Origin of the sequence: Mesorhizobium sp. M7A.F.Ca.CA.004.12.1.1 (genome assembly GCF_003997835.1) — a bacterium.
Taxonomy (GTDB): domain Bacteria; phylum Pseudomonadota; class Alphaproteobacteria; order Rhizobiales; family Rhizobiaceae; genus Mesorhizobium.
On record NZ_RZRK01000287.1, the window covers coordinates 1 to 7,102 of the forward strand.

A 7,102-nucleotide genomic window follows, 5' to 3' on the forward strand; every position below is an offset into this window, starting at 1 on the left:
GCCCCATTGCCCATATCGCCCGCAACGTCATCCATTACACGGGCCAGGCGGCCTGGCTCTACGCCCTCACTTTGATCCCGCTGGCGGTGCTGATCTCGATCGAATTCACCACGCCGATCTGGACAGCTATCCTGGCGGTGATTTTTCTGGGCGAAAGGCTGAACCGGCCCAAGCTGGCAGCGATCGGGCTGGGGCTGATCGGCGTGGTGATCATCGTGCGCCCCGGTGTCGGCTCGGTCGACCCTGGACATCTCGTCGTGCTGGGTGCCGCGGCCTGCTTCGGCATCTCGGTGGTCACGATCAAATCGCTGACCCGGACTGACAGCGTCGTGCGCATCATCTGCTGGATGCTGATTATCCAGTCGATGGTCGGTCTCATCCCGGCGCTCTATACGTGGCGCAATCCGCCACTGGAGCTATGGCCGTGGATCGTGCTGATCGCTTTCACCGGCATGTCGTCGCATTTCTGTATGGCCCGCGCGCTTGGCTATGCCGATGCGACCATCGTCTCGCCGATGGATTTTCTGCGCGTGCCGCTATCGGCGCTGATTGGCTGGCTGCTCTATAGCGAGCAGATCGATGCCTTCACCGCCGGCGGCGCGCTGCTGATCCTGATGGGCAATCTGCTCAATCTTCAGCGCAGGGCTATAAAGCCGGCCGAAGTGGCGGCGTCGTAGTACGCCGGCCGTCAGTTCCCTTCGTCGGGTATGTTGAGAAGATGACCGCAGGCTTTGCAATGCACGGCGTCCGGCTCGTGCCGCCGCAAGCCGCACTGCGGACAGGGAAACAAAACCTTGGCTGGCCGGAAGATCGCCTGAGCCAGTCTGACAAACAGCGATATGCCGATGATCATGGTGACGATTGCGGTCAGCTTGCCGGCTATGCCCGGCAGCACGATGTCGCCGAAGCCGGTCGTCGTCACCGTGGCGACGGTGAAATAAAGCGCGTCGACATAGTTTTCCAGACCGGCGCCAGTGCGGAAGAAGAACGTGTAGACGAAGCCGGTGATGACGAACAGGAAGGTCAAAAGGTTGATAACCGCGTGGCTGGCCTCGCGCCACGGCCTCAGGCCGCGCATCTCCAGATGCCGCCAGAGCGAACCGCTGCGCGACAGCGACCACAGCCGCAGGATGCGCAGGAAGGCGAGATTGGCGAACGCCGTCGGCATCAGCAGCGTCAAAAGGATGAAGACATCGACCCACGACGTCGGCTGCTTCATCAGCCGCAGCATGTTTTTGGAGGCAAGCAGCCGGGCGACCAGATCCGCGGCGACAAGCGCGGCCGCCGAATAGTCGAGCCAGAGGAAGGACGGCTTGTCCTGAAGAACCGGCGTCGCGATGAAGAAGGCGATGATGGCGAGGTCGATGACGACGGCCACCAGTTGGAACCGGAAAGCGGCCGGCGTGCGCCCATGATAGAGCCTGCGCAGCCTGTCACGCAGCCGCGCCAAGGCTGAAACCGCCTGCGACCCGTTCCTCTGCGCCGGCTTCATACTGACTGCGCTGGCGTTCGCGGCAGCGACCGCCCGGCTGACCGCCGCGCGCGAGAAAGAGCGGGGGTCACACCAGCTCCACTTCGACCACACCCGGCACCGCGCGCATCGCCGAAGCGATCTGCGGCGAAATCCGGTAGCGGTTCGGCAGCTCGATCTCGATTTCGCCCTCGCCTTCGTCCTTGATCAGCACGAAGCTGACCTGCCCCTCGCCCCTGACAGTCAGTTGGCCGGCCAGCGTGTTGATCGGCGAGGCGTTGCGCACGAAGATGCGAAGTGCCTTCTGGATACGGCTTGCCTCGTCCTCCAGCGACTGCACCGAGTTGATGCGCAGATTGACGCCTTCCGGCCTGTCCTCGGCGGCAACGGTGATGACCACGGAGCGGCCGGCCTCGAGCAGATCGCGATATTGCGCCAGTCCTTCGGAAAACAGCACGGCTTCGTACTGGCCGGATGTGTCGGAAAAGGCGATAACGCCCATCTTGTTGCCGGTGCGCGTCTTGCGCTCCTGCTTGGACGTCACCGTGCCGGCCAGACGGCCGGCGGCGGCACCGCGTTTGACGGCCGCCGAAAACTCGGCCCAGGTCTGAACCCGCATCTTCTGCAGGGCTGCCTTGTACTCGTCGAGCGGGTGCGCCGAGAGATAGAAGCCGACCACCTGGAATTCACGGTGCAGCCGGTCGGCGGCGAGCCATGGCTCCGTCGCCGGCAGATTAAGTGCCTGCGACTGGGCGCCGAGCGAAGCGCCGAAGATGTCGTGCTGGCCGGAAACCGCGTTCTGCTGCGCCAGCGACGCCAGTCCCATCATGCGTTCCACGCCCGCCATCATCGATGCGCGGTCGTGGCCGAAGCAATCGAGCGCGCCGGCCATGATCAGGCTTTCGAAGACACGCTTGCCGACGATCTTGGGATCGACCCGCTCGCAGAAATCGGCGAGGTTCTTGAACGGCTTTTCGCCACGCTGGGCAACGATGTGCTCGACCGCAGCGTCGCCGACACCCTTGAGCGCTGCCAGCGAATAGTAGATGCGGTTCTCACCGACCTCGAAGGGGCGAAAGCTCGACATCACCGAAGGCGCCAAAACCTCGATACCAAGGCGCAGCGCGTCCTGGCGGAAATCGGCGAGCTTATCGGTGTTGCCCATGTCGAGCGTCATCGACGCCGCCAGGAACTCGACCGGATAATGCGCCTTGAGATAGGCGGTCTGGTACGAAACCACCGCATAGGCGGCGGCGTGCGATTTGTTGAAACCATAGTCGGCGAACTTGGCCAGCAGGTCGAAAATGAAGTCGGCTTGCGGCTTGCCGACGCCACGCTCGACCGCGCCGGAGACGAAGCGCTCGCGCTGCTTGTCCATCTCGGCGCGAATCTTCTTGCCCATGGCGCGGCGCAGCAGATCGGCTTCGCCGAGCGAGTAGCCGGACAGCTCCTGCGCGATCTGCATCACCTGTTCCTGGTAGACAATGACGCCTTGCGTCTCCTTCACCAGATGGTCGATCTTGGGATGGATCGACGCCATCTCCTCCTCGCCATGCTTTCTGGCGTTGTAGGTCGGAATGTTCTCCATCGGACCGGGGCGGTAGAGCGCAACCAGCGCGATGATGTCCTCGATGCAGTCGGGCCGCATGCCGATCAGCGCCTTGCGCATGCCGGCGCTTTCCACCTGGAACACGCCGACCACTTCGCCGCGCGACAGCATGGCGTAGGTCTCGGGATCGTCGAGCGGGATCGTCGCCAGGTCGATCTCGATGCCACGCCGGCGGATCAGCTTGACCGCCGTCTCCAGCACGGTCAGCGTCTTCAGGCCGAGGAAGTCGAACTTCACCAGCCCGGCCTGCTCAACATATTTCATGTTGAACTGGGTGACGGGCATGTCCGAGCGCGGATCGCGGTACATCGGCACCAGTTCCGACAACGGCCGGTCGCCGATGACGATGCCGGCGGCGTGCGTCGAGGCGTGGCGGTAAAGGCCCTCCAGCTTCTGCGCCATGTCGAGCAGCGTCTGGACGATCGGCTCCCTCTCGGCCTCTTCGGCAAAGCGCGGCTCGTTGGCGATGGCGTCGGCGAGCTTGACCGGGTTGGCCGGATTCTGCGGCACCATCTTGGAGAGCTTGTCGACCTGGCCATAGGGCATCTGCAGCACGCGGCCGACGTCGCGCAGCACGGCGCGCGCCTGCAGCGTACCGAAGGTGATGATCTGGCCGACCTGGTCGCGGCCGTATTTCTGCTGGACGTAGCGGATGACCTCCTCGCGCCGATCCTGGCAGAAGTCGATGTCGAAGTCGGGCATCGACACGCGGTCGGGATTGAGGAAGCGCTCGAAAAGCAGCGAGAAGCGCAGCGGATCGATGTCGGTGATGGTCGTCGAATAGGCGACCAGCGAGCCTGCGCCCGAACCGCGGCCTGGCCCGACCGGAATGCCTTGCGCCTTGGCCCATTTGATGAAGTCGGCAACGATCAGGAAGTAGCCGGGAAACTTCATCTTGGTGATGATGCCAAGCTCGAAATTCAACCGCTCGCGGTATTGCTCGACCGAGTAGCCCGCAGTCGGGCCATGCATGGCGAGGCGCGCGTCGAGCCCCTCATGCGCCTGGCGGGCCAGTTCGTCGGCTTCCGCCTGCACCGCGGCGTCATTGTCAGCGACATCGCCGCCGGTGAAGCGCGGCAGGATCGGATTGCGGTTTTTGGGATAATAGGAGCAGCGCAGCGCGATCTCGACAGTGTTGTCGATCGCTTCTGGCAGATCGGCAAAGAGCCTGGCCATATCGGCCTGGCTGCGCAGGAAATTGTCCGGCGACAGCCGGCGACGATTGTCGGCGGCGACGACCGATCCTTCGGCGATGGCGATCAGCGCGTCATGTGCGTCATAGTCGTCACGGGAGGAAAAGAACGCCTCGTTGGTGGCGACCAGGGGCAGTTCATGGGCATAGGCCAGATCGATCGAGGATTTTTCGATCACGCGATCATAACCGGAAACCCGATCCAGCTCGACATAGAGCCGGTCGCCGAACATTGCCTTGAGGGTCAAAAGCCGGGCTTCGGCCAGATCGCGGCGATCTTCCTTGAGCGCGGTGCCGATCGGTCCGCGCGGCCCACCGCTGAGGCAGATCAACCCGTCACAAAAGCCTTCCATCATTTCGGTGGCCAGGTGCACGGCTTCGCCTGGCGGCGTTTCGAGGTAGACGCGGCTGACCAGCCTGACCAGATTGGAATAGCCGGCTTCGGTCGCGGCGAGCAGGACGACCGGCCGCATATCGGGACCTTGCCGTCGGCGGTCGCGCTGGCCATCGCTGTTTTCGCCGGAAAAGGCGAGCGCCGCCTGGCAGCCGATGATTGGCTGGATGCCGTCCTTCACCGCCTTCTGCGCGAATTCCAGGGCGCCGAACAGATTGTTGGTGTCGGTCACGGCAATGGCCGGGGCTTCGTCCTTGACGGCGTGAGCCACCACCTTGCCGATCTGCAAGGCGCCTTCCAGCAGCGAATAGGCCGAATGCACGCGCAAATGGACGAAGGGCCGCGCCGGGGCCTCCGGCCGCGCCGCAGCAATCGCTGCTTCGCGCTTCAGGGGATCGCGGGGAAGTTTTTCGTCGGCCATGGTGCTGTGTGAAGGTCCTTGAGTCGATGGAGATGTATTGTCCGGGACCGCGCGATGCCAGTCCAGCACAAACCACTGCTGATCACAGGCTGCCTGCCCGGCCAGCCTTACGCAAACTCCATGATCACCGCGTCGACAGCCAGGCTGTCACCCGGTTTGGCGTTGAGCTTGGAGACGACAAGGTCGCGTTCAGCACGCAGCACGTTTTCCATCTTCATCGCTTCCACCACCGCCAAGGTCTCGCCGGCCTTGACCTCCTGGCCTTCGGCAACGGCAATCGACACGACAAGGCCGGGCATCGGGCAAAGCAGCAGGTTCGACGTGTCCGGCGCCACCTTTTCGGGCATCAGCCTTTCCAGCTCGGCGGTGCGCGGCAGCATGGCGCGCGCGGTCACCGACATGCCTTTCCAGGCTATGCGAAAGCCGTTGGCAACCGGCCTGACCTGAGCCGTAACCTTGCGCTTGCCGACCGTGCCGCGCCAGACCAGGTCGCCCGGCCGCCAGTCTGATGCAACGGTCAACGCCCTGCCGGCCTCGATCGACAGATCGATTTCCATCGGAATGGAAATCATGCCCTCGATAATCGAGGCCGACAGATAGTCATCGCCGATCTTTACCACCCAGTCGCGCTTCAGAGCTCCCGAATGCGGCGCCAGCCGCCCGCCCAGCCGGTCGAGCCGGTCACGGCGCAGCAGTTCCACCGCCGTCGCAATCGACGCCAGCACGGCCTTCTCATCGTCGTTCGGTACGACCGGCGCGAAGCCGTCGGGATATTCCTCCGATATGAAAGCGGTCGATATCCGCCCTTCCCGCCAACGCGGATGCTGCATCAAGGCAGCCAGGAACGGAATGTTGTGCTCGATACCGTCGACGACGAAGCTGTCGAGCGCTTCCGACATGGCATCGATGGCCTCCAGACGCGTCGGCGCCCAGGTGCACAGCTTGGCGAGCATCGGATCGTAGAACATCGAGATTTCGGAGCCTTCGGTGACGCCGGTGTCGTTGCGGATGATGACATCGCCGAATTGTCCTTCCTCAGGCGGCCGGTAGCGTGTCAGCCGGCCGATCGACGGCAAGAAGTTGCGGTAGGGATCTTCGGCATAGAGCCGGCTTTCCACTGCCCAGCCGTTCAGTTTGACATCGCTTTGTTTGATGGCAAGCTTTTCGCCGGCGGCGACGCGAATCATCTGCTCGACCAGATCAATGCCTGTGACGAGCTCCGTCACCGGATGCTCGACCTGCAATCGTGTATTCATTTCAAGGAAATAGAAGTTCTTGTCCTTGTCGACGATGAATTCGACCGTGCCGGCGCTCTGGTAGTCGACGGCCTTGGCCAGCGCCACCGACTGCTCACCCATAGCCTTGCGCGTCTCGGCATCCAGGAACGGCGACGGCGCCTCTTCGGCGACCTTCTGGTTGCGTCGCTGGATCGAGCATTCGCGCTCGCCGAGATAGAGCGCATTGCCATGCGCGTCGGCCAGCACCTGAATTTCGATATGGCGCGGATCGACGACGAATTTCTCGATGAAGACACGATCGTCGCCGAACGAACTCTTGGCTTCCGAGCGCGCGCGGTCGAAGCCGTCGCGCACTTCGGCCTCGCTCCAGGCGATGCGCATGCCCTTGCCGCCGCCGCCGGCCGAAGCCTTGATCATCACGGGGTAGCCGATTTCGCCGGCAATCTTTTCGGCATGGTCGGCATTCTCGATGACGCCGAGCCAGCCGGGCACGGTGGAAACCTTGGCGGCGTTGGCGAACTTCTTCGATTCGATCTTGTCGCCCATCGCCTTTATGGCCTTGGGCTTCGGGCCGATGAAAATGATGCCTTCCGCTTCCAGCGCTTCGCAGAAGGCCGCCCGCTCGGACAGGAATCCGTAGCCGGGATGCACGGCCTGGGCCCCCGTTTCCTTGCAGGCGGCGATGATCTTTTCCGGGACGAGATAGCTCAGCGCGGCTGGTGAAGGCCCGATATGCACCGCCTCGTCGGCCATCTCGACATGCACGGCATCGCGATC

General features: G+C 63.3%; 4 protein-coding genes. 1 reads left to right on the top strand and 3 read right to left on the bottom strand.

Features of this window, described 5'->3' with window-relative positions:
• A partial coding sequence (locus EN984_RS16620; RefSeq protein WP_164765497.1) for a DMT family transporter occupies positions 1-677 on the top strand: 677 nt, incomplete at its 5' end.
• A gap of 11 nt (positions 678-688) precedes the next feature.
• On the opposite strand, the gene EN984_RS16625 is transcribed toward EN984_RS16620, so the two are convergent.
• The 3 genes from EN984_RS16625 to EN984_RS16635 all read right to left on the bottom strand — a co-directional run.
• Positions 689-1,492 carry a potassium channel family protein gene (locus tag EN984_RS16625; protein ID WP_127270750.1) on the bottom strand — a complete coding sequence of 268 codons (804 nt, stop codon included), beginning with the start codon at positions 1,490-1,492 and terminating at the stop codon, positions 689-691.
• Between the two features lie 67 nt (positions 1,493-1,559).
• Positions 1,560-5,087 carry a DNA polymerase III subunit alpha gene (gene dnaE, locus EN984_RS16630; protein ID WP_127270747.1) on the bottom strand — a complete coding sequence of 1,176 codons (3,528 nt, stop codon included), beginning with the start codon at positions 5,085-5,087 and terminating at the stop codon, positions 1,560-1,562.
• Positions 5,088-5,194: 107 nt separating this feature from the next.
• On the bottom strand, positions 5,195-7,102 hold a 1,908-nt coding region (locus EN984_RS16635), incomplete at its 5' end, for an acetyl/propionyl/methylcrotonyl-CoA carboxylase subunit alpha (protein WP_164765498.1).

What these genes read in the sequence shown, in the direction of transcription:
- EN984_RS16625 (WP_127270750.1), bottom strand. Translation starts at nt 1,492, where the DNA reads ATGAAGCCGGCGCAGAGGAACGGGTCGCAGGCGGTTTCAGCCTTGGCG.
- dnaE (WP_127270747.1), bottom strand. Translation starts at nt 5,087, where the DNA reads ATGGCCGACGAAAAACTTCCCCGCGATCCCCTGAAGCGCGAAGCAGCG.